The organism is Geminocystis sp. CENA526, from assembly GCF_050753365.1.
In the GTDB taxonomy this organism is placed as follows: domain Bacteria; phylum Cyanobacteriota; class Cyanobacteriia; order Cyanobacteriales; family Cyanobacteriaceae; genus Geminocystis.
Genome location: NZ_JBLZFY010000034.1, coordinates 1 through 21,401 on the forward strand (window position 1 = coordinate 1; position 21,401 = coordinate 21,401).

Genomic DNA, 21,401 nt, shown 5'->3' on the forward strand with positions numbered 1-21,401 from the left:
TAATTAATATAAACTTTATCACCTATAGCTTTAATTATTTTAAAAATGCAATTGTTATAAATTAACAGTTTGAATTTAATCTAATACCTGCTACCCAATACCTGATACCTTGTTTTAGACATAATTTATCATACTCAAAGTAGAAAAACCAAAATTATCATAAATAATGTCGAAACATCATCATTTTATATCGAACTCAGATTTGTATTATACTCAACCGAACAGGCTTTGTACGGTTTTCCCTCCTTGTCCACTTTTCCACCTCCTTGTTATGTCAACATCATCCGTATAAAATAACTACTCTTGTGAGTTGGTGTGTGCATCATCCTACTATAAAAATAAAAAATTTTTCATCAATCGCGCATAAATTCCAAAAGTCACACTGATAAGTAGATAAGGAAACAAAATTTTGAGGAGAATCCCCTTAATCTACTTTATGAAAATGCAAAAACGCACTAATCTTGTGACGCAGTTTTCTTCTTTTCTCTGTTTGAAAGAGGAATCCTCTTCTCTGATTACCTACTGGCAAAATACCCCAGAATTAGAAAGAAATATCCAGTTGTTACTTCAACAACAGACTCTTTCTCCCGAAGCGGATATCATTGCCCAAGAGTTTTTACTATGGCTTAAACAAGAGCAGGATAATTTTAAATATAAACATTTAATTGCTTATTTACAAGAATCTTGTTTCTTTGCTACCCAAAGAGTCTATCAACGATTAAAAAATTATTGGGATTTATTAACTTGGTATGATTATTTTCAATGGGGGAATTTATTGGTATCTTCTCCTATTCCATTATTGTCTAATTATGATCATAAATTTCAGTGTAAATTAACCACTTATGCTAAGAATAAATTAGAGAATCAATTGATTGATCAAGCCTATCAATCTATGGGGTGGGATCGATCGTCAGATTGGGGATTGTTAAAAAAATTAAGCCTGAGTAAGCAACGTCAATGTTTAGAAAAAATTGGTGGTTTACAAGGTACTAATTTAGAACAATATTTATTGGTTTTACAGTGTTTTAAAATTATTTATAAATCTAAAGCGACTGGACGGAATAAACAATTATCTCCCCCTAGCTTGGTGGATTTTGAAAGTATCAGTAAGGAGTATAATTTTATTATCACTAATAAACAAAAAAACTTATCTTCCTTATCAACTCAAGACTGTCAAACTATTTTGTTAAACTCGATAAAATTTGTTCGTCAATATTGCAATCCTCGCATGATTAATCAAGATGATAAATTTAATAATTTAGTTGTGGAAAATCAATTAAATAATCTACAAGAATCTAATGATGAACAAACAGAGTATAATCTAGTTAATCAGATTTTAACTTCAGCTTTTGCAGAGCTTGAAAACCCTCAAAAAATCTTATTTCAATTGTGGAAAGGATTACAGTTAACTCAAACAGAAGTTGTCGAAGTCATGGTAATTAATTATCCTAACTTCGTTAATCAACAGTTTCAAGTGGCAAGAGAAATTAGTTTGGTTAGGCAATATTTACTCAATAAACTGATTCAAGAGTTATTTTTAGAGCAAAATATATCCTTAACTAAAGCAAAAATTACTGAGTTAAAACATCCTTTAGATGATTGGTTACAACAACATTGTAAAGAACTTTTGGGTGCTAAACTTGATGATTTATTTCAATTTTTATCTCAAGAAGAAAAAACTTATATCAAAGAATATCTGAAACAAAATCATTGGTGTATTAAAAATCCCCTGATTCAAGATATTCAAAGCTCGATCGAACAGCGATTTAAACAAAAAATAATCGAGGAATATCAATTAGTTTTTCCCAATACTAAACATATTAATATTAGCTTTCTTCATTTCATTGAAGATTGGATTAATAGCAATACTTATTCTCTTATTAATAACAGTTAATTTTTCCATGATTTTTTTAGATAGTAACCAAAATAAGATTATGTCTTTAGATTTATTTACAGCTTTTAATTCGGAGCATTTATGGCTGAAATTTTCTGACGAAGATCAAGCAAAAGCCGAAGAAATATCTCAAGGATGCTCCCTCCATGGTGGCAGACATCAAAGTTTTTTAAATGCCTTATCTAGTATCTGTTTAATTAAATGGTTAAAAATTACATTTCCTCATCTTAATTATTATGAATTAGATCAAGAAAACTTATTAAGTATGTGGGAATTTGTCAATGGTACTCCCATTCTTATTAATAATAGTCGTTTAATTTTATTACCTGAAGAAATGGGAGATTTAACTGAATTTTATGTTGCCCAAGAATGGGTGGATATTCCCCATTGTCGAGGAGATTATTTTCTGCCGATACAGGTAAATTTAGAAACAGGATGGTTAAGATTTTGGGGTTTTGTTGCCTATGAAGATGTGAAAAAAATCGGCATTCACGATGCTTCTTTTGCTCAATATATTTTATCAGATCAGTTTGTAGAAGGGGATATTAATATGCTCTTTTTATTTGAAAAATATGCTCTTTCTTCTCAACCTGAATACCAAGCATTACCGTTATTATCAACGGAAGAGAAACATAATTTATTAGCACAATTAACTTCTCTTAATCCTATTACCATACGTCATCATTTAAGTTTTGTGCAGTGGGCGAATTTATTTAGTGATGACACTTGCCGTCAATATCTTTATCAACAATATCAACCTCTGAGTTTAGGAGCTTGGTTGCAACATAATTTTAATCAGGCGTACGATCGAGGTTGGCAACATTTGCGAGATTTTGCGGATAGTTTGAATTTAATTAGTGATTATCCTCCAGTCGTTACCAATGGTATCGTAATGCGTTCAGGAGAGGTTAATTTACAGTATATTTATCAAATTCAAGATGAGCAACAGTTAAAAATTGTCGCGCAGAGATTGAGTGTTTTACCCACAGACACCATTTATAAACCTCAAGTTTTAAAAGCACTCAACTATATCATGAGCAAATCCCATGATGACGATACCCGTTGGAATGCGGCGGAGGGAATTTGGCGATTAGAGCCGAATAATCCTAATGCGGGGTTATGGTGTGGTAAGCGTCTTAATCTGGGCATGGATATTAATGGCGTTTCTTTAGCTTTGGTGATTGGCTTATTACCAAAATCCACAACGGAAAGCAGTATCTTTTTACGGCTTTATGGTATGAGTGATTCTTATACTTTACCTGCTAATCTCCAAGTTAATATTATGGATCAAGATACTCAAGTGTTTAAGCAACTGGTAGCACGAGAACACGATCGAATCCTACAATATAAATTTTGGGGCAAGAAAGGGGAATGCTTCTGGATTCAAATTAGTTTAGGTGCGAGTCAGCTTAGTGAAGCATTTATGATTTAGCTAAAATGAGAAAAAAATAATTTGGGGGTTGACAATATATTCAACCCTTTTCTCCTTTAAACTCAAATTTTGTCAAAAATAAATTTTCATTAAGAAGAAGATTGTTTTAGTAAATTTTCTGTCATGGTTGCTAATTTTTCTAATTCTTTTTCTAAAGATTTTGCCTTATTTTGATATTGTATTTTTCTTTTTAATGCTTCCTTCGCTAAGTCTTCTCGATTATTTTTTAATGCTTCTATGGCAACCTTTTCCCATGTATTGACTTCTTCAATATTTTGACGATATTGGGGTTGAATTTGATCCCAAACTGTCCTAATTTGATCTAAGGCATGGTTAACAATTTGACCTGAATTTTTTTCATCTCTACCTTGAAATGCTTGTTTTAAAGGATCGAATAATTTATAAGTATCTAAATGTTTAATAGTCGGAATAAAATCTTTAACTTGGGTACTTTCACTAATGCCAATTTTACACCAAGTGGCGAAATGTTCACAATTATTAAACAGTAAGTTATATTTATTTTCTCCTAAACGACTAAAACTTCTTTTGACGACAACTTCGGGAATAAAGGAAAAACCATCGGGATATTGACGCACATAAACTTTATTTCCTTTACTAAAGGTTGCAAAGGGAGTTTGCTCAATAATTTCACTGGGTTTACGATAATGAATGACGCTACCGTCTCCTATATCAATGCCATGATGTTGATATATTCCACTGAGGTTGGCTAATTCGCGCCATACATAAATTTGATCTCCAAATGCCATAATTCTCTACTAATATTGTTTTGTATTCCAAGGATCAAATAATTTTTTTTCGATACTTTCTTTTGATTTTGTCATATTTTGTGGCGAATTTTTAACTTCTTTTATTTTAGCTCGATCGAGCCTCATTAATTCATCCTGATTAGGGATATTTTCAAGGAGTAAATCGGAGGATTGTTCTAGTTTTATATTATCATGGCGTGATATTTTTTTCCGTCTAATTTTAACTTTTCTTTGCTCTTTAATATTCAAGGGTTTTTGTTGATTAATGTATTTTAGTAAAGACTCCTTATTATAATCAGCTTGATAAAAGTCGGGATCAATTTTGATAATTTGCTCATAATAATTAACAGCTTTTTCATAGTCTCCTAAATCTGCTAATAATATTGCTAAATTATAATACGCTTTAGCATAATCAGGCATTAATTTAATCGCTAATTCATAATCTTTAATCGCCAATTCTACTTCTCCGAAATCACTATAAATAATTCCTCGATTATAATAACCTTGAGCTAGACAAGGATTCAATTTTAAGGCTTGGGTTAAATCTTCGATCGCACCTTCTTTATCCCCTAATTCATAACGAATATTACCACGATTATAAAACCCTTGATATAAATTTTTGTTAATCCGAATAGTTTGAGAATAATCATCAAAAGCATTAACTAAATTATTCAATTTTTCATGGGTAAAACCTCGCTGATAATAGGCATAAGTGGAAAGAGGATTAAGTCTAATTTCTTGGGTATAATCTTCGATCGAACTTTCATAATTGCCTAATTTAAAGTTAATATATCCTCGCCAATGATAGGCTAAATCATTGTTTAAATCAATTCTAATGGCTTCATCACAGTCTGCTAATGCACCCTGTTTGTCTCCTATTTTCCAGCGAGAAATAGCCCTTAATAAGTGGGTTTTAGAGTCATTAAAATTAATTTCTAAAGCCTTAGTATAATTGGCAATAGCACTTAAATAATCTCCATGATGGTTAGCCTCTTTAGCTATGCTTAAATAATATGATTCTGTCTGAATCAAAGAGTTTAAATAACCCCTTAATCCCCCACAATATAATAATTTATTAGGTGTTAAACTAAGATGTTTTTGTTTAGTATCTATTAATTTACAAGGTAAAAAACCAGCTAATATTAACCTATATTCGTCATAAATATTAGAAAAATCTTGCAAGGATTGTAAACACAAAATAATTTGATTGTTATTAATTTCTTCTAAACAAAAATGCCATTCGATCGAATCTAAAGAACTATAATTAACTTTAGAAAAAACCTTAATTTTAGGATTATCTTTTAACAAAAAAATCTTACCATCTTCATCACCAATATCGATGTCATTATTAATGGGTAATAGTAAATCTCCGTAAATTTGTTGCACACAAAAGTTAATTAGAGCATTTTTAAAACAATTATTAAATAAGTCTATATCCTGATAAGCAGATTGATATTTGACAGTAATATTAGTACAATTATTTCTAATTTCTTTCAAAGTTTTTTCAGAAATAATTACTAACTCACTAAATAAACCATTAAGATCACAGTATAACAAATGTCCCGCCTTTACTCGTTGACAAAAATCTTCTTGCTGGGGTGTTAAAATAGTCAGACATTCCATTATAATCAACAATGAAAAAATAATTATTTTTCAATATAACATTTTCTAGCAAAATGAATCTAATTAGGTTGTGGATTGAATAATAGTAGATTGAATAATATTCAACCCCGACGAAGCAATTAAAAATCTTTTCTGGAGAAATCTAATATTTAATGAATCAAGAAATTTTACTAATTGGCAACCCCAGATTAAAACAAATCGCCCAAGAAGTTAAAGACATTCATCATCCCAAAATACAAACCCTCATTGATAACTTATTAACTATTACTTATAAGTGTCATGGGGTAGGTATTGCCGCCCCTCAAGTTGGGGAGTCTAGTCGTGTTATTATTATTGCGTCACATCCCAATATTCGCTATCCTGACGCGCCTTTTATTCCTCCTATGGCAATGATTAACCCACGCATTATCAGTCACTCTGAGGATATTATCCTACGTCAAGAAGGTTGTTTGAGTGTGCCAAATCAACGGGAAGATGTGCCACGATATAGGGATGTTATGGTAGAATATTTCGATCGAGATGGTAATTATCAAATAAAAGAATATAATAATTTTGTGGCAAGAATCATTCAACACGAATTAGATCATCTTAATGGTATTCTATTTGTCGATCGAGTTCACAAAGAAGTAAGCTAGGACGCATATAAGTTTACTGGTTAGGATAGGCAACAGGCAACAGGCAAAAGTTATTAATTCTTAATTCTTAATTCTTAATTCTCAATTCTTAAAGAATGTTATTTAAAAAGTCAATTTCTACTATTTTATTATGCTGTTTGTTAGTGAGTTGTCAGGGAAATAATCCTGTAGAAGAAACAGAAGAAACGGAATTTAAAAGAGAAGTAGAACAGGGATTAGTGTTATATAATGCAGTATTAGAACAATCTAATGCTAAAGGAGAACTTTTATGGCGTTTAAGTACAAAAAAAGCTATTTATACCCAAGATAAAGAAAGTGCTATTTTAGAAGATTTAACAGGTAATTTGTATGAAAATGGGAAAATTATTTTAAAAGTTAGTGCTGAAAGAGGAGAAGTAAAAAATGAAGGCAAAGAAATTTATTTATACGATGATATTTTAGCTTTTGATACTCGTAATAAAGCTGAATTTAAGGGTGACACTTTGGTATGGAAACCAGAAGAAAATGTGATGTTAATGATAGGAGAAGAAGGAATAACCGCAAATCATCCTAAATTAGTGGTTAAAGCAAGGGAGGCAAAATATAACACCACCACTCAATTATTAGAATTAAATAAAGATATTTTAGCCACCACAATTAACCCCTCTTTACAATTAAAAACTCAACATTTATATTGGCAAATTCCCGAAAATAAAATTATTGGAAATAGTCTATTAGATATAGTGCGTTACGATGAGAAAAAAAAGGTAACGGATAAGTTAAAAAGCAATCAAGCTGAAATAGATATAGATGCTAATATCGCTATTATTAATGGTAATATTGAGTATCAATCTTTAGAACCACCTTTACAAGCGGCAACAGAAAGAATTACTTGGTATTATCTCGATCGAAAAATGCGATCGAATGCCCCGACAAAATTAGTACAACCTGAAGATGACATGACATTAACAGCGAATAATGTGGACTTTGATTTAGCAGAAAATTTAGTCTATTTACAAGGAGGAATTTATGGACAAGCAGTCAAAAATGAGGTAGAAATTTACTCAGATAATTTAGTGTGGAATTTAGACAATCAAGAAATAACCGCCGATGGCAATGTCTTTTATAAACAGATAAATCCCGACTTTAATTTACGAGGCATGAGAGCGATTGGCAGGTTACAAGACAAACAAATTACAGTAAAAGGTAATCAAGATAATCCAGTCAAAACGATAATTTATAGCAACGAATTATAATTAGGGGTTGCCTCATAGTATTTTGATGAAGGTAGGGAAGAGCGGATTTGCAAAAAGAGAAGAGTTTTAAGGGTTTTAATTCTTAGAATCACATTATGTAATTATCTAGTATCACCATATTTTTCTAGTCTTCAGATTTATTCAGCAAACCCCCAATAAAATAGACGTAAATACATTCATCGTTGATTTACGCCTGTGTTTTAATATTCATTTTTGCTTAAATTAAATTGTTGATGTAATTAACTTAAAGTACTGTTGCTTCGATCGTAACTACGAGCAAAACTAGATAAGGGTGCAGACTTTAAATTTTCATAATATTCTGTATTATTAACATCCATGCCGATTTCACCTGCAAGTCTTCCTAACATAGACTGTTGACGATTTCTAATCATTTTATCATGACGTATCATTAATGCACGGGCTTTTTGAGTAGTATTCATAATCTTTATCTTTTCTTTTTTATTTATCGCTTACACTTATTATCATAAATAAAATCTGTATAAATTGCTACAAAATAGAGAAAAAGTTAATAAACCTTAACAATAAAAATTTTCTTAAGGTACGATCGATCTTAGCAAGTTGAGTATTCTTAACAAAAAAATTCTGTGACGCAATTCTGAGTTAATTTGAGGAGGAAAAGGGCTATTTGCCATTTCTTCTTTCAATAAAGCATATTCCTCAGGAGTCAAAGGTTGATTATCTTGAGGGGATTTAGCTTCCATAATAATTTCCGTTGCCAAAACTTCTTCAGGAATATCATCGGGAGGGGGTAATGCCCTTACAGAAAGAGAATTAGACATTACAGACAATAAAGAAAAAAGTATGATGGAGAAAAAATTTTTCATAGCAGAATTACGAAGAAATGTTAAAGAATAAGGAGAAAAAAGAGAAAAAAATTAAGATTGAGAAGAATTTAAGCTATATTATACAATTGTTAATTAACTACAGATACCGTAGGGAGGTAGCTATTTCAGAACAACTAAATCTGACAGTAAGTCTAAGAGGGACTCGTGAAGTCAGAAATAATTGCCAAATTTTTCATTTACTAGGGCAACTAGATGCTTTTTCTGAGCCTACTTTTCAGAAAGTCATCTTAAGCTATGTCAAAGAAACTGCTAATAAAATCATTTTAGATTTATCCCAAATAGACTTTATTGATAGCTCAGGATTAGGCGCATTGGTGCGTATTGCCAAACAAGTAAGTACCATGAAAGGAGACTTGCAAATCGTCAGTAATGCTAGAGTGACTCAAACCGTCAAAATGGTAAGATTAGAGAAGTTTCTGAAATTGAAAAATTCTCTTGATGAGGCGTTAAAAGATATATCGTAAAAATTAACTCAGTTTCCAGCGTTATTTAATTTTATGGACATTAATCCATTACCTTTCAATAATCTCCCTCAATCTGACTCTGAGAATGAGGTTATTCCCCACTGGAAATTAATTTTTAATGGCGAAATTTCCGCCTCATCACTACAAACTATTTCCCCTAGTGCTTTTGCTTATATCGGTGATGCGGTTTATGAGTTATATATTCGCACTCATTACTTATTTCCTGCTAAAAGAATCTCTGACTATCATCATCGAGTAGTAGAAAAGGTAAGGGCTGAAACTCAAGCAGTTTATCTGCAACAATTATACCCCATACTTACAGAAACAGAATTAAATTGGGTTCGGCGAGGGCGAAATTCTGTCAAAAAGTCTCCTCGTCGTTTATCTTTACAAACCTATCAACAGGCTAGTGGTTTAGAAACTTTGTTGGGTTATTTATACATTTGCGATCGAGATAGGCTTCATTTTTTATTATCGCAACTGAGAATTTAGTCTTCATCGGTGACTTTTTCCACAATGCCCCTAAGTATAGCATGAGCAGGTGCATCACTCCATGTTCCCACTGGTCGATCGAACGGATTAGCGATACCATTTAATGTACCAAAATGTTCTCCTCCATGTTCAGGGTTATTATTTGGCTCACCTTTTGCCCAATTAAAATAATCGGATTTTTCACCACTTATCCACACAAAATCTCCCTCTTTTTCCACATCATTAATCCCAATCCATAAAAATTTTGTTTCAGGTGTTAAGAAGGTTTCTACTAACCATTGATTCTCTTTTTCATCGTTAATGGTTACTAAATTTCCTCCTTTTTTTTCAGCCCATTGTTGAGCGTTTTCCCAAGTCATTTCAGGGGTTAAAAAGTATTTATTTCCATTGTCGGGATTAACAATTTTGGTGATTTCTTCTGCTTTTAAGTTCGATCGAATTATCCAAGGAGAAAATAAACTAAGACTAAATAATAGAGTTAACTTAACGTTTAATTTATTCATATTTAAAACTATATTTATCATACTATTTAGGGTTTGCTGAATAAATCAGAAGACTATTAAAACCAATGGTTTATACACACTACATTAACTAAAAAGTGTTCAATTTTCACAATTTTTACTGAAAAACTGAGCATTTTTTACTAAATTTTATTTAAAACAATCCTGTAATTATACGCCAATACAAAGCCTCAAAACCTTGATTTTTGTCATTTATTCACTCTTCCCTTTTCCCAAATCCGCTCTTCCCTCTCTTCATCAAAATACTTTTTCAGCACCCCCTATTTATTAGGAGTAAAAGTAATGATATTTTATTGTTATTCGAGTCTTTCGATCACTTGTAATAATTTTTGATTGGGTTGTGTAGAAAGTAAATATTTCTTGGTATTCACTTCCCAAGCAAGGTTTTTTCAAAGTCGGGGCAAAATTGCATTTTGTTAGTTCAATTTATTGAACGAAGAATGTTAGCTGTGGAATTTATTACACAGCGAGTTATTGATGAAAACCATTAACAAAAACGTGTAATGCAGAATCAACACCTAATTTTTTTCAATTCTTAATTCTACATTCTTAATTCTACATTCTTAATTCTACATTCTTAATTCTTAATTCTTAATTCAACTATCCACATCTCCTTGAGGGCTATCTGTACCCAAATAAATTAAACCTTGTTCAATTTTCAGAGTGACAAAACTAGCATCACGAATCAAACGAGTCGCTTCTTTTACCCCGACAATGACGGGAATCCCCAAGCGCATACCGATTTGGGCAGCGTGCGATCGAACCCCTGACTCCTCTGTTACAATACCACCTGCTAAACGCATCACATCAATAAATTGATTATCAGTGGCTTTGGTGACTAATATATCCCCTTGATTAAAACTACCCAGTTGACTGACATCTCGAACTACTTTAACCCTACCTGTTATTACTCCTTGCCCGATACCTACTCCCTCACTCAACAATCCCTTAACAATTTCTACCTTAATTAAATCCGTTGATCCAGCTACACCCTGTAGTGTTCCCGCCGTCATCACCACTAAATTACCGTCATGGAGTAAACCTTTTTCCCTTGCCACATTAATCGCCGCTTGGAAAACTAAACGCAAACCGGGTAAATCCAATAAAAGTAAAGGTTTAACACCCCAAACTAGCTGTAATTGACGAGAAACGCTGACATGGGGGGTAATAGCAAAAATAGGAGTTTGAGGACGAAATTTCGACACATTACGAGCCGTTGCACCAGTTTTGGTTAAAGTCATGATAGCAGAAGCCCCCAATTTCTTCGCTATTTGTCCTACCGCACCAGCAATAGCGGTAGCAATATTTTCATTATCAAATTCATCCTTAGAAGGGGGGACAATTTTTTCTCTTTCTGCTTCAATTCTTCGGGCAATTTTTGCCATAGTTGCCACGGCTTGAACGGGATATTTCCCTACTGCCGTTTCATTAGATAGCATTACAGCGTCTGTACCGTCTAAAATAGCGTTAGCAACGTCTGACACTTCCGCACGGGTTGGACTAGGACAGTTTACCATACTGTCTAACATTTGGGTTGCGGTAATGATGGGAATACCGAGACGATTAGCGGTATGAATCAAGCGTTTTTGTAATATAGGCACGTCTTCCGCAGGTAACTCTACCCCTAAATCTCCCCTTGCTACCATTACGCCATCACATAAAGAGAGGATTTCTTCCATTTGCTCAATGGCTTCGTGCTTCTCAATTTTAGCGATGACGGGAGTTGATTTTCCTGCACTACTGATCAAATCTTTGATTTCTAAGACATCTTGGGGATTGCGCACGAAACTTAAGGCAACCCAATCCACTCTTTGATCTAATCCGAACATTAAATCTTTTTTGTCTTTATCTGTCAAGGCTTTAACGGATAAGTAAACGTTGGGAAAATTTACCCCTTTGTTACTAGAAAGAACTCCCCCTACCACTACCTGACAATGTAAATCTTTTTTCTCTAAGTCAATTTCTTTGACTATCATTTCCACTTTGCCGTCATCGAGGAGGATTCGGGAGTTAATGGGTACTTCTTCGGCTAAATTTTCGTAGCTGATACAGCCTATTTCTTGATTACATTCTACATCTCTACTGGTTAGTATATATCGATCGCCTTCCTTGAGATCGATCGAACCACAGGCAAATTTCCCTAGTCTAATTTTCGGTCCTTGTAAATCTTGTAAAATACCAATGGGTTGATTTAACTCATTTTCTACCTGACGAATTAACCTAATGCTACGTTGATGAACATCATGATCACCGTGAGAAAAGTTGAGGCGAAAAGTATTAGCGCCTGCAAGAATCATTTGACGTAAGGTTTCGGGATTAGCGCAACCGGGTCCTACGGTGGCTACAATTTTTGTACGGTGGGGAAATTTATCTGACATCACCAAATATTACTGATAAAACGTAACCCCATATTCTATCATAACTGTTGACCATTGACAATGGAAAATCTGCAATCTTTCTGATTTCAAGCAGTATAAAAATAAGCGTTTGCACTTAGTACTACTGCTATTTCACGATCGAGCTTAAGTTAGTTTGCATTTAAGTTTACCTATTTTAAAACTTTGTGAATAAATTTCTGTACCAAGTAATGACTTGCATTTTTACCGAAATTGTGAGATGATAAAATCATTGACCCTTAGTCGATCGTTCGCTCAAAACCGCCTATATCAATAATTCTCAACTTGCCTCTTGCCTACCTTCATCATCATTTGTTATTCCCTTACTTAGTATAATTACTTATGTCTATTATTGCTGTTATTGATTACGATATGGGAAATTTGCACTCTGTTTGTAAAGGTTTAGAAAAAGCAGGGGCAACCACTAAAGTAACTGATTCACCTCAAGAAATTGCTCAAGCCGATGCGATCGTACTACCGGGGGTTGGTTCATTTGATCCTGCCATCGAACATTTACAAGAGAGAGACTTAATTTATCCTATACAACAAGCTGTTAAAAGTGGAAAACCCTTTTTAGGTATCTGTTTAGGATTACAAATACTGTTTGAATCCTCCGAAGAGGGAAAACAACAGGGTTTAGGAGTCGTTAAAGGCAAGGTAAAACGCTTTAAATCTGAGGCAAATTTGACAATTCCTCACATGGGTTGGAATACTCTTAATTTGACGCAAAATCAACATTCTTTATGGAAAAATCTCCCTCTTAATCCTTATCTGTACTTCGTACACTCTTATTATGTTGAGCCTGACGATAAAAATGTTATTGCTTCCCAAGTCACTCACGGAACACAAACAGTTACAGCTTCCATCGCCTATGATAACCTCATGGCTGTACAATTTCACCCCGAAAAGTCCTCCGATTATGGGTTACAAATTCTTACTAACTTTGTCGAATTAACGAAATAGTGAATAGTGAATAGTTATTAATTCTTAATTCTTAATTTTTTTATGCTCGATCGAAATAGTTGTTAAAAAAATTGAATGAGGAACTATTATAATTCTAAGTGCTTGTTTAATTTTAGTTAAAAAGAAAGGAAAAACATGGGGGCGACAGATTATAAAGATTACTATTCAGTCTTAGGAGTAAACAAAAGTGCCACGGGTGATGAGATAAAAAAGGCATTTCGGAAACTAGCCGTAAAATATCATCCTGACAGAAATCCTGATAACAAAGCCGCCGAAGAAAAATTTAAGGAAATTAGCGAAGCCTACGAAGTTTTAGGGGATGCAGAAAAACGCAAAAAATATGATCAATTTGGGCGCTATTGGCAACAAGCAGGACAAGGGGTAAAATCCCCTTGGGGTAGTCAGGGTGCTAGAACTAATGTTAATGTAGGTAACTTTAATTTTGGTGATTATGGTAGTTTTGACGAGTTTATCAATGATTTATTAGGGCGCCCTTTTGGGGGAAATACTCGCAGTACATCAGGATTTAGTCAAGGTTTCAATACTCAGTCCTCCTCTAGTAATGCCAAAGGCAGTGATATTGAACAAAATATCAGTCTCAGCTATAGTCAGGCTTATCATGGCATAGAAACAAAATTAACCCTATCAGCAGAAGTGGTTAACGTCAAAATTCCAGCAGGGGCAAAAAATGGCACTAAAATTAGATTACGAGGGAAAGGGCAAATTAACCCCTTGACGAAACAAAGAGGTGATCTTTATCTTAAAGTAGAGTTAAAACCCCATGACTTTTTTCAATTTGAAGATGATAAATTAGTTTGTGAAGTGCCAATTACTCCCTATGAAGCGGTTTTAGGCGGTGAAATTAGTGTGCCTACTCCCCAAGGAGAAGTAAAAGTGAAAATTCCTGCGGGTATTCGTCATGGGCAATCTTTACGACTAAAAGGCAAAGGATGGAGTAGTGCCAAGGGTGACTATGGTGATTTGTTAGTGAAAATTTCGATCGCAACTCCTCAAAATATTACTAATCTGGAAAAAGAATATTATGAAAAAATCAGAGAAATAAGTAAAGATAATCCTCGTATTTCCTTAAATAAAATTCAACTTTAATTAAGCCATTATAATCAATAATAGGGAGATATTTTTCCTAAAAATCATAACTTTCTACTAGCCTATTTTATTAACAAATAAAACATAAACAAATAAATAGATCGCTTATTTAAAAATAATATTTTAGCTTTCCTATTAACTTTATAAAAGATGAATAAAATACTCGTTATTGACAATGATGAAGACATAAGAAATTCTTTGTATGAAATTTTAACTACTTTAGAGTTTCAAGTTGTCATAGCCAAAAATTCTAGTGAGGGAATGATTTATGCTTTAAAAGAGTTACCAGATTTAATTATTTGTGACATTATGATGGATAATTATTCTGGTTATGATGTTTTACGTCAAGTTAAAAGTAATGAGCTTACTATTACTATACCTTTTCTTTTTTTATCTGGTAAATCGACTATTCCTGAAATTCGGGAAGGTATGGAATTAGGGGCGGATGATTATTTAACAAAACCTTTTGAAATAAAGTCTTTAATTAAGACAATTAATACTCTTCTTAACAAAAAAAAACAATATCAATTAATAGCGGAAAAAAAATTATCGGATTTACGTTACAATATTAGTTCTTCTTTACCCCATGAAATTAATACTCCTCTTTCTGGTATCAATGTTTCCGCGCAACTTTTAAAGGAATTAAAAGGACAATTAACGATCGATCAACTCGGTGAATTAGCTGATATTATATTAACTAGCAGTCAAAGATTATCTAAGTTATTAAATAATTTTTTGTTATTTTCTGAACTAGAATTAATATGCCATGATGAGAAAGAATTAGCCCAGATTAGACAGAAAAAAGTATCTTCCTGTTTATCAGAAATTACTATAGCTATTGCTCGTAAAATTGCCCAAGAAAAACAACGAGAAAAAGACTTAATTTTAGATATTGAAAAGGCTTTAATTTTTATGCCAGAAAATCGTTTACAAAAGGTATTAACGGAAATAATTGAAAATGCTTTTAAATATTCTCAACCAGAACAAGCTGTTATAATTAAGATGAAAAAATCCTTTAATAAAGTACAATTAATCATTACCAATGAAGGAAAGTCATTGACTCCACAACAAATTAATTCTATCGGTGCTTATACTCAGTTCGATCGAAATATTCACGAACAACAAGGCATAGGATTGGGCTTAATTATCGCTAAAAAAATTATGGAAATTTATCAAGGAAATTTAGCCATAAAAAGCATTCCTAATCAGGAAACTTCGATCGAACTTACCTTTTTAGCTGTTGACAATTTACCCTAAACAACTGATAATAAACAGAGAAATTATGGTAGAAAAGTTATGGAAAATCAACAGTATGAATTTGATAAATCTCAAAACGAATTAATCTTAGATTTAGCCAATAAAATGCGTTTTGTTGCCTATCTTTCCGTTGCCGTTGGCACTTTATCCTTTATCGGTGGTTTTATCGATGGCTTAGATGCGACTAATTTAATTCAAGGCACAATCATTGTAATCATGGGTATTTGGACAATTAAAGCCTCTTCATCTTTTCGGAAAATAGTCGATACCAGAGGCAATGATATTGTTAATTTAATGGGCGCATTAGGAGAATTAAGAAAACTTTATGGATTGCAATATTGGTTATTTATCATCGGGTTAATTTTTGTCGCTCTTGCCCTTATATTAGCTATTATTGCTAGTTTTGCCTTAGCTAATTAGGTTGCTAAAAATATACCTATACAAAAAAATTGAGGGACGAAAAGGGTTCGTCCCAACAAATTGAGTTTCTCAAATGAGGAATGAGAAATTTAGAATGAAGAATTTAGAATTGACGAAAAGTCAACAGTATCTATATTAAACCATTTATAACTAACTGTCAAGTGTCCACGAATAAATAATGATTAATTACAAAGAATCCTACCCCCTAGCAGGAGAAACCATTTTAGTCACTCGTGCAGTATCTGCTAACAGTGAATTTAGACAAATGTTAGAAGCCAAAGGCGCAACCGTCTTAGAATTTCCTGCTTTAGAAATTAAACCCCCTTCCACATGGCAACCCTTAGATAGTTCGATCGAACATTTATCGACTTATAATTGGTTAATCTTAACCTCCGCCAATGGGGTAGAGTATTTTTTTCAAAGGTTACACCATTTAGGCAAAAACAAAAATGATTTACAACATCTCAAAATTGCCGTAGTAGGGAAAAAAACTGAGCAATATTTACAACAATATCAAGTATCCGCCGACTTTATTCCTCCCGACTTCATCGCTGATTCTTTAGTGCAAAATTTTCCTGAATCTTTACAAGGGCAAAAAATTTTATTCCCTAGGGTGGAAAGTGGCGGTAGGGAAATTTTAGTGCAAGAATTGACAAAACAAAGCGCTATTGTCACAGAAATTCCAGCCTATCAATCGGGATGTCCTGATATTATAGATGATATGGCATGGGATGCCATCGTCAATGAAGTTATCAGTATGATTACATTTGCTAGTTCTAAAACAGTACAAAACTTTTATACTCTCATCACCCAAGCCTTGACAGACTATCCAGATTTAACCATCCATAGCTTATTGAAAGAAGTTTCGATCGTCTCCATTGGACCACAAACATCCTTAACTTGTCAACAATTATTAAACAGAGTTGATATAGAAGCCAAAGAATATACCCTAGAAGGCTTAACCGAAGCCATTATAACCTCAAGAATTAAGAAGTAAGAATTGTAAGCAAAGACGCATTTAGCTTAGGAATGGGAATTTAATAACTTAGTAAAGTATATCGTCATTGCGAGGTCACGAAGCAATCTCTAAAAAATTTTAAGAAAAATTAAGAATTTGGCATATTTAAACGATACCCTCTGGATGTACTATTGAAAACCCTAGTCAAAATTAACCCAAAAATATAGTACAAATGAACGAAACAAAAATTAATATTGGTGATGCTATTACCGTAAAAGGCAAACTATATTTAGTTTTTGATATTAAAAATAATCGTATTTTTTGTCGTCATTTTAGATTCACAAAAAAAGGACGTTTTCAGTATTATCAAGACTATAATTTTGCTCTAAATATGTGTAAACTAGCTAATAGAAAAGAAAGACAAATTATTAATGAGCAAAGAATACAAGCAACCATTCAAAGAAAACCTTTTTCCCCGATTTCTGATAACTATACTCGTCATTTAGTTCGCTAATTTTTATAATATATGATAGCTAGAAATAATATTCTCGATCGATTTTCCTCCTTTTTGTCTATCCGTAATAGTGATAGGTTTATACTGTGTTGGGTAAAAGATTCTAAGTTAAGAATTAATATCGAAAAGATAGTTTCTCAAGAAACCTTTGAGGAAGAAAAATTAGCCTATCAATTTTTAAGTGATATTCAGTCACAACCTCAACAAATTTTAAGCTATCATCTTGCATCTTATCTGCAAGAAGTTTGTTATTGGGCAACAAAACAAGCCTATTCATCTCTTAATAATAGAGTTAATTCTGTTACTCTGACTGAATGCTTTTTATGGGGTAATGAAGCAATTATGCAACCTGAAAAAGTTTTAAGACAGTATCAGATTAATAAAGGTAGTAAAATCACAACCTATGCACAAATCAGATTAAAAACCATTATTAAAGATAAAGTATATCTTAGTCGTGGTTGGAAATTATTAACTAATTGGGGATTACTCAAAAAAATTGCTAAGTCAAAACGAGAAAAAGTTTTACAACAAATAGGAGGATTAAAGGGAGATTCTTTAAAGGAATATTTGTTAGTGTGGCAATGTTTTGTTAATAATTATGTGCCTTCTTCACCCCCTCAAAATAAATCCTTATCTTCTCCTTCTTTATCTCAATTAAAGGTAATGACGAATGATTATAATATGTTGGTGAAAAAAACTTTATCTTCAGCTAAAGAATTAACTCCCGATGAGTTTAAAACTAGAATCGAATTTTGTGGAGAAAAAGCCCGATTATTTATTAATCCTAGCACGATCGAACTCCCTAACGATGACCAAATTGATAGTAATGACAATCCTGAAGATTACTTAAACTGTTTAGAAAATAACCAAGAAAATGAAAATATTAATCAAATTTTGATTACAGCTTTTAAGAATCTTAATTTAGTATCTCAAAGTATTTTTTATTTAGGAGAAGGTTTCAACTTAACACAACAACAAATTATTGCAATTATTCAATTAACTAACCCTGATTTTACCTGTCAACAATATCAACTTTCTAAAAATATAGAGAAAATAAAAAAATTGTTATTAGATAACGTTATTTTCACTTTAAAAGGAAAAAAAGAAAAGATAGATAAAGATAAAATCAAGTCTTTAATTTCCATTTTAAAACCTTGGTTGACGGAATATATCTCATCACAAATTTTATTATTGTGTGAAAAATCTTTTCTCGAAATTGACATCAAACAACAAACTTATTTCAAGAAAAATTATTTTCAATCCTTAACAGATAATGTGAGTTTTACAGATAAGATACCCTCAGAAATGATTAACCATCTCAGACAAAATTTTAACGAGAAACTTAACCTTAAATTAAAAGACGAGGCTATGATTAATGATAATTTAATACTATGGCTAGAGAGATTTTTTCACGAATATTTTAATAGAATAATAGCTTAAAATTGCTTCGTGCCTCGCAATAACAGAAATAAAATTGAGAATTGAACTTTTTATCCCGTAAAACTGACATCTTGCCAATATTATTACCTAATACTTATTAACCATTACTTTTTACTTAAAAATATGACTAATCTTGCTTTTATTGATACGACTATAGACGAAATTAAAATACAATTAACTGATGAAATTAAAGAAGAAACTTGGCAACAAACCAAAAAGTTAAGTAACGACATTACTTGTTTTCGTGGTTATCTCAATTTATTGGTAAGAAATACTTTTCTGGCATGGCTAAATCTGATGTTAGATTCTGATTTTGTCGATAATTTGCCTTTAGAAGATAATTTGAGTATCTGGGAATTTGTTAACGGTAATGCCATTGATATTGATAGCAGTCGCATTGTTTTGATACCCATAGAAACCCAAGATAAAAGCGAGTTTTCTATTCCTGAAGAATGGTTAAAAATTCCTGCTTGGGTAGGAAGTTATTATCTTCCTGTGGAGGTAAATTTAGAAGAAAACTATCTCCATTTTTGCGGTTATACTTCCTATGAAGATTTACTAAAATATGGTTGTTTTGATTCTTTTAATCGTTGTCTTGATTTCCCTTGGGAATGTTTAGAAACTGACTTAAATTTAATCTGTTTAGAATATGAATATGGTTGGGATGCTATTCCTAAAATTTCACCTTTACCTGTTTTATCCACTGTACAAAAACAAGATTTAATTCAAGAAATTCGCAGTTATTCCTCTCCTCGTTTACTGGTTAATTTTGAGCATTGGTTAAGTTTAATTAGCGATAATGCTATTCGTTATCAGTTATTTTCTGCTCGTCAATGTGTTAATTTAAGTTCATGGTTAAATCAACAGTTTTCTACGGCATTAAGTAAAGGTTGGCAATGTTTTGAGGATTTACAACAACAATTTTTAATTCCTGATTTCACCTTAACTCCTGCTGTTTCTTTTCGCTCTTTATCTTCTGTTGATAGTCTCAAAATTTTACAGGAAAATCTCGATCGAACCTTAGTTAATAACATATTTAAAAATATTATTGATCGAGGAATTGAAGAAAATTTAAAAATAGAAATTATCAAAATTTTACCTAGTTTTATTAATAATAAAGAAGACGAAGAAACTCGCTGGAATGCGTCTTTAGCCTTACAAACATTAGATTCTAGTCATCCTGCTGGTGCAGTTTGGCAAGGAAAAACTATTAATTTAGAGACTGAAAATCTTGGTTTATTAATAGGAATTTTACCAAAATTTGAGAATCAAATTGATATTTTTATCAGAATTTATAACTTAATTAAAGACAGTTATTTACCAGAAAAGTTAACCTTACAAATCATCGATGAAGATAACAATATTTTTGAAGAAATTATCACGAATAATAATGATACAATTATTCAATATAAATTCTGGGGTAATTGTCATGAAAGTTTCACGCTAAAATTGATGTTAAACAATCATTATCAAGAAGAATATTTTTTAATTTAGAATTAGCAGATGGAACTTCATTTTAATACTAACGTTTATGAGGAAGTTTCGTAATGACTTGAACATTTAAAAAATTAGCAATTTCATCAGCATTAGCTTGAATCATCTCCAGTTGATAATTTCGATCGAGCTGATATTCTTTTTTGTTGCCAATAGGTATAATTAAAGCATAGACTTTATCGCCATCACTATCTTTTTCGACTTGAATGATAATAGAGTTAATCTGTTTTAAACTGTGAGTTTCATTTTGTTTTTTTAATAAATTTACTTTTTCAAAATTAAGTTTATAGCTAGACTTATTAAAAATAAATTTTTCATATCCAATCGAAACTATATCCGCAATTAACACAGTAAATCCAATGAAAATAAAAACACTCAAAAATAAAAAAATAATGATATTTGCCCAACGCCAACGATTATCATAACTAGCAGTAAAATAAGTTTGATTACCGTTTAAAAAATTCTGCATTTGTGATGTTATTAACCTTAATTCTCCTTCATTACCTTTAACTCCATTAATAAACATAGCATCTTCAATTAATAATTGTTCACCGTATTTATTCTCAAGCATTATTTTATTATCGATCGTTCTTTCTCCGTCACTATCTCTATCTTCAATTTGTTGAAATTTTACCTTAGTAAGATTATTAAAATTCTGTAAATTCTCTATTTTTAATCCCGCAAATTTAATTCGTTCAACTTGACAATTAATATAATTTATTTCCACTCTTTCACAGTTAATATTTATTACCCCTAATCCTGCAAAAAAAGCAGTGAAGATAAATAAAGGTATTCCGCCAAAAAATAGCCCCCAAATTAAGAAAAATGGATTAAATCCCTTTTTTGTTTCTAAAATTAATTGACGAGAATCATGGCTAATTATCTTCATTTTTTCGCTCCTTTATATAGTATTCTTATTACCT

The 21,401-nt window shown here is 32.0% G+C and carries 21 protein-coding genes; 14 read left to right on the forward strand and 7 right to left on the reverse strand.

What is annotated here, in order from left to right; all coding sequences use genetic code 11:
* Positions 1–436: 436 nt before the first annotated feature.
* Together ACN4EE_RS11020 and ACN4EE_RS11025 are read left to right on the forward strand one after the other, a co-directional pair.
* Positions 437–1,894 carry a sigma-70 family RNA polymerase sigma factor gene (locus ACN4EE_RS11020; protein WP_431706495.1) on the forward strand — a complete coding sequence of 486 codons (1,458 nt, stop codon included), beginning with the start codon at positions 437–439 and terminating at the stop codon, positions 1,892–1,894.
* A gap of 40 nt (positions 1,895–1,934) precedes the next feature.
* Complete coding sequence (locus ACN4EE_RS11025) at positions 1,935–3,326, forward strand: DUF1822 family protein (protein WP_431706496.1); 1,392 nt, start codon at positions 1,935–1,937, stop codon at positions 3,324–3,326.
* 89 nt (positions 3,327–3,415) lie between these two features.
* Here the strand turns inward: ACN4EE_RS11025 and ACN4EE_RS11030 are convergent, their stop codons facing one another.
* Together ACN4EE_RS11030 and ACN4EE_RS11035 are read right to left on the reverse strand one after the other, a co-directional pair.
* A complete protein-coding gene (locus ACN4EE_RS11030; RefSeq protein WP_431706497.1) occupies positions 3,416–4,093 on the reverse strand; it encodes a lecithin retinol acyltransferase family protein in 678 nt (225 codons plus the stop codon).
* Between the two features lie 9 nt (positions 4,094–4,102).
* Positions 4,103–5,716 carry a tetratricopeptide repeat protein gene (locus ACN4EE_RS11035; RefSeq protein ID WP_431706498.1) on the reverse strand — a complete coding sequence of 538 codons (1,614 nt, stop codon included), beginning with the start codon at positions 5,714–5,716 and terminating at the stop codon, positions 4,103–4,105.
* Positions 5,717–5,868: 152 nt separating this feature from the next.
* Between ACN4EE_RS11035 and def the strand changes: the two genes are divergently transcribed.
* Together def and lptC are read left to right on the forward strand one after the other, a co-directional pair.
* Positions 5,869–6,351, forward strand: coding sequence for a peptide deformylase (gene def, locus ACN4EE_RS11040; RefSeq protein ID WP_431706499.1), 483 nt, complete (start codon positions 5,869–5,871; stop codon positions 6,349–6,351).
* 95 nt (positions 6,352–6,446) lie between these two features.
* Positions 6,447–7,586: an LPS export ABC transporter periplasmic protein LptC gene (gene lptC, locus ACN4EE_RS11045; protein WP_431706500.1), complete on the forward strand. Its 1,140-nt coding sequence runs from the start codon at positions 6,447–6,449 to the stop codon at positions 7,584–7,586.
* Positions 7,587–7,825: 239 nt separating this feature from the next.
* On the opposite strand, the gene gifA is transcribed toward lptC, so the two are convergent.
* Together gifA and ACN4EE_RS11055 are read right to left on the reverse strand one after the other, a co-directional pair.
* Entirely contained in the window at positions 7,826–8,026 is a 201-nt protein-coding gene (gene gifA, locus ACN4EE_RS11050; RefSeq protein WP_431706501.1) for a glutamine synthetase inactivation factor IF7A, read from the reverse strand.
* 114 nt (positions 8,027–8,140) lie between these two features.
* Complete coding sequence (locus ACN4EE_RS11055; protein WP_431706502.1) at positions 8,141–8,386, reverse strand: hypothetical protein; 246 nt, start codon at positions 8,384–8,386, stop codon at positions 8,141–8,143.
* Between the two features lie 185 nt (positions 8,387–8,571).
* On the opposite strand from ACN4EE_RS11055, the gene ACN4EE_RS11060 reads away from it, so the two are divergent.
* Complete coding sequence (locus ACN4EE_RS11060; protein WP_431706533.1) at positions 8,572–8,916, forward strand: STAS domain-containing protein; 345 nt, start codon at positions 8,572–8,574, stop codon at positions 8,914–8,916.
* Positions 8,917–8,949: 33 nt separating this feature from the next.
* Positions 8,950–9,408, forward strand: coding sequence for a Mini-ribonuclease 3 (locus ACN4EE_RS11065; RefSeq protein ID WP_431706503.1), 459 nt, complete (start codon positions 8,950–8,952; stop codon positions 9,406–9,408).
* Here ACN4EE_RS11065 and ACN4EE_RS11070 read toward each other — a convergent pair.
* Together ACN4EE_RS11070 and pyk are read right to left on the reverse strand one after the other, a co-directional pair.
* Positions 9,405–9,911 carry a C-type lectin domain-containing protein gene (locus ACN4EE_RS11070; protein WP_431706504.1) on the reverse strand — a complete coding sequence of 169 codons (507 nt, stop codon included), beginning with the start codon at positions 9,909–9,911 and terminating at the stop codon, positions 9,405–9,407. The two genes, ACN4EE_RS11065 and ACN4EE_RS11070, sit on opposite strands and share 4 nt — an antisense overlap.
* A gap of 614 nt (positions 9,912–10,525) precedes the next feature.
* Positions 10,526–12,310, reverse strand: coding sequence for a pyruvate kinase (gene pyk / locus ACN4EE_RS11075; RefSeq protein WP_431706505.1), 1,785 nt, complete (start codon positions 12,308–12,310; stop codon positions 10,526–10,528).
* Positions 12,311–12,667: 357 nt separating this feature from the next.
* On the opposite strand from pyk, the gene hisH reads away from it, so the two are divergent.
* The 8 genes from hisH (at position 12,668) to ACN4EE_RS11115 (ending at position 20,478) form a co-directional block, all read left to right on the forward strand.
* Positions 12,668–13,288, forward strand: a complete 621-nt coding sequence (gene hisH, locus ACN4EE_RS11080) for an imidazole glycerol phosphate synthase subunit HisH (RefSeq protein ID WP_431706506.1) — start codon at positions 12,668–12,670, stop codon at positions 13,286–13,288.
* A 135-nt stretch (positions 13,289–13,423) separates the two neighbouring features.
* Positions 13,424–14,395, forward strand: a complete 972-nt coding sequence (locus tag ACN4EE_RS11085) for a DnaJ C-terminal domain-containing protein (protein WP_431706507.1) — start codon at positions 13,424–13,426, stop codon at positions 14,393–14,395.
* 150 nt (positions 14,396–14,545) lie between these two features.
* The gene (locus ACN4EE_RS11090; RefSeq protein ID WP_431706508.1) at positions 14,546–15,652 is read left to right on the forward strand and encodes a hybrid sensor histidine kinase/response regulator; all 1,107 of its coding nucleotides are present in this window, start codon (positions 14,546–14,548) and stop codon (positions 15,650–15,652) included.
* 39 nt (positions 15,653–15,691) lie between these two features.
* Positions 15,692–16,072, forward strand: a complete 381-nt coding sequence (locus ACN4EE_RS11095) for a hypothetical protein (RefSeq protein WP_431706509.1) — start codon at positions 15,692–15,694, stop codon at positions 16,070–16,072.
* A gap of 178 nt (positions 16,073–16,250) precedes the next feature.
* Positions 16,251–17,069 (forward strand): uroporphyrinogen-III synthase, encoded by an 819-nt coding sequence (locus ACN4EE_RS11100; protein ID WP_431706510.1) that lies wholly within the window; start codon positions 16,251–16,253, stop codon positions 17,067–17,069.
* 193 nt (positions 17,070–17,262) lie between these two features.
* Positions 17,263–17,544, forward strand: coding sequence for a hypothetical protein (locus tag ACN4EE_RS11105; protein ID WP_431706511.1), 282 nt, complete (start codon positions 17,263–17,265; stop codon positions 17,542–17,544).
* A 12-nt stretch (positions 17,545–17,556) separates the two neighbouring features.
* A complete protein-coding gene (locus ACN4EE_RS11110) occupies positions 17,557–18,984 on the forward strand; it encodes a hypothetical protein (protein ID WP_431706512.1) in 1,428 nt (475 codons plus the stop codon).
* A gap of 123 nt (positions 18,985–19,107) precedes the next feature.
* Positions 19,108–20,478, forward strand: a complete 1,371-nt coding sequence (locus tag ACN4EE_RS11115; protein WP_431706513.1) for a DUF1822 family protein — start codon at positions 19,108–19,110, stop codon at positions 20,476–20,478.
* Between the two features lie 28 nt (positions 20,479–20,506).
* On the opposite strand, the gene ACN4EE_RS11120 is transcribed toward ACN4EE_RS11115, so the two are convergent.
* On the reverse strand, positions 20,507–21,367 hold the full coding sequence (locus ACN4EE_RS11120) for a hypothetical protein (protein ID WP_431706514.1): 861 nt from the start codon (positions 21,365–21,367) through the stop codon (positions 20,507–20,509).
* Between the last annotated feature and the right edge of the window lie 34 nt (positions 21,368–21,401).

What these genes read in the sequence shown, in the direction of transcription:
- ACN4EE_RS11020 (WP_431706495.1), top strand. Translation starts at nt 437, where the DNA reads ATGAAAATGCAAAAACGCACTAATCTTGTGACGCAGTTTTCTTCTTTT.
- ACN4EE_RS11025 (WP_431706496.1), top strand. Translation starts at nt 1,935, where the DNA reads ATGTCTTTAGATTTATTTACAGCTTTTAATTCGGAGCATTTATGGCTG.
- ACN4EE_RS11030 (WP_431706497.1), bottom strand. Translation starts at nt 4,093, where the DNA reads ATGGCATTTGGAGATCAAATTTATGTATGGCGCGAATTAGCCAACCTC.
- ACN4EE_RS11035 (WP_431706498.1), bottom strand. Translation starts at nt 5,716, where the DNA reads ATGGAATGTCTGACTATTTTAACACCCCAGCAAGAAGATTTTTGTCAA.
- def (WP_431706499.1), top strand. Translation starts at nt 5,869, where the DNA reads ATGAATCAAGAAATTTTACTAATTGGCAACCCCAGATTAAAACAAATC.
- lptC (WP_431706500.1), top strand. Translation starts at nt 6,447, where the DNA reads ATGTTATTTAAAAAGTCAATTTCTACTATTTTATTATGCTGTTTGTTA.
- gifA (WP_431706501.1), bottom strand. Translation starts at nt 8,026, where the DNA reads ATGAATACTACTCAAAAAGCCCGTGCATTAATGATACGTCATGATAAA.
- ACN4EE_RS11055 (WP_431706502.1), bottom strand. Translation starts at nt 8,386, where the DNA reads ATGTCTAATTCTCTTTCTGTAAGGGCATTACCCCCTCCCGATGATATT.
- ACN4EE_RS11065 (WP_431706503.1), top strand. Translation starts at nt 8,950, where the DNA reads ATGGACATTAATCCATTACCTTTCAATAATCTCCCTCAATCTGACTCT.
- ACN4EE_RS11070 (WP_431706504.1), bottom strand. Translation starts at nt 9,911, where the DNA reads ATGAATAAATTAAACGTTAAGTTAACTCTATTATTTAGTCTTAGTTTA.
- hisH (WP_431706506.1), top strand. Translation starts at nt 12,668, where the DNA reads ATGTCTATTATTGCTGTTATTGATTACGATATGGGAAATTTGCACTCT.
- ACN4EE_RS11085 (WP_431706507.1), top strand. Translation starts at nt 13,424, where the DNA reads ATGGGGGCGACAGATTATAAAGATTACTATTCAGTCTTAGGAGTAAAC.
- ACN4EE_RS11090 (WP_431706508.1), top strand. Translation starts at nt 14,546, where the DNA reads ATGAATAAAATACTCGTTATTGACAATGATGAAGACATAAGAAATTCT.
- ACN4EE_RS11095 (WP_431706509.1), top strand. Translation starts at nt 15,692, where the DNA reads ATGGAAAATCAACAGTATGAATTTGATAAATCTCAAAACGAATTAATC.
- ACN4EE_RS11100 (WP_431706510.1), top strand. Translation starts at nt 16,251, where the DNA reads ATGATTAATTACAAAGAATCCTACCCCCTAGCAGGAGAAACCATTTTA.
- ACN4EE_RS11105 (WP_431706511.1), top strand. Translation starts at nt 17,263, where the DNA reads ATGAACGAAACAAAAATTAATATTGGTGATGCTATTACCGTAAAAGGC.
- ACN4EE_RS11110 (WP_431706512.1), top strand. Translation starts at nt 17,557, where the DNA reads ATGATAGCTAGAAATAATATTCTCGATCGATTTTCCTCCTTTTTGTCT.
- ACN4EE_RS11115 (WP_431706513.1), top strand. Translation starts at nt 19,108, where the DNA reads ATGACTAATCTTGCTTTTATTGATACGACTATAGACGAAATTAAAATA.
- ACN4EE_RS11120 (WP_431706514.1), bottom strand. Translation starts at nt 21,367, where the DNA reads ATGAAGATAATTAGCCATGATTCTCGTCAATTAATTTTAGAAACAAAA.